The sequence below is a fragment of the Vibrio genomosp. F10 str. 9ZD137 genome (assembly GCF_049974785.1).
In the GTDB taxonomy this organism is placed as follows: domain Bacteria; phylum Pseudomonadota; class Gammaproteobacteria; order Enterobacterales; family Vibrionaceae; genus Vibrio.
In genome coordinates this window covers 1-816 of the sequence record NZ_JBNGCJ010000885.1, presented here as the reverse complement: position 1 = coordinate 816, position 816 = coordinate 1, and the positions used below count along the sequence as shown (strand labels likewise).

The window sequence follows — 816 nt, the reverse complement described above, 5'->3', positions numbered from 1 at the left end:
ATCACAGCGAGTCTTAACGCCTTGTTAAGGTGTGAGGCACGCAATACCGAAGCCTCCGTATACCACCTTAACCACTAAACCTAACGCATAGTAAAAATGCCACGCGTGCCGAATCACTCTTGAACAATTTGTTAGGCAAATTTTACAGATATGCACCAACTACTGACATACAGTGCTGAACAGTGCTTTCTTTTTCACCGACTGGTGCGACATAATGAATTGCCGATTCAGCATCCGCCCTACTCGACAACTTGCTTATAACCCACGCTGCTAAGTACTTTGATGACAAACAGCCACCTGCTGTTGCAAGATTGCCATCAGCATAAAATGGCTGCTCTAAAACAGTCACTCCTGATTCGACAACCCAAGGTCTCGTTGTTAAATCGGTACAAGCTGGTATTTGATGCAGTAAACCAAGCACAGACATGAGCAAAGTACCTGAACATTGTCCACCAATTAACTGAGTTTCAGGGTTTAGCTTTAACCTTGAAAGTATATCTCTGTCTTGAGCAATATCGCGTGTTAGTACACCGCTACCAAACAATACAACGTTGGCTTGATTCGCAAACTCTAGAGGCTGTTGAGATTGAATTGTAACTCCGTTCATTGAAGTGACGTACTGAGATGGACTCGTTATTTGCACATTCCAACCAGCGTCTTTCATTCGGTTCAAAATTCCCGCTGCTATAAATGAATCAAGTTCATTAAATCCGTCAAATGTTAGTACCGCGATGTCCATATCTACTCCTATTAGCCTAACGCCGCGTTAAGTCGTGAGCAACGCCATCACGAAACCTAACCATACCACCGTAAACA

At 43.5% G+C, this 816-nt stretch carries 1 protein-coding gene; it reads right to left on the bottom strand.

What is annotated here, in order from left to right; translation table 11 throughout:
• Nucleotides 1–142: 142 nt before the first annotated feature.
• A complete protein-coding gene (locus ACP45E_RS19755; RefSeq protein WP_017038637.1) occupies nt 143–739 on the bottom strand; it encodes a DJ-1/PfpI family protein in 597 nt (198 codons plus the stop codon).
• Nucleotides 740–816 lie beyond the last annotated feature (77 nt).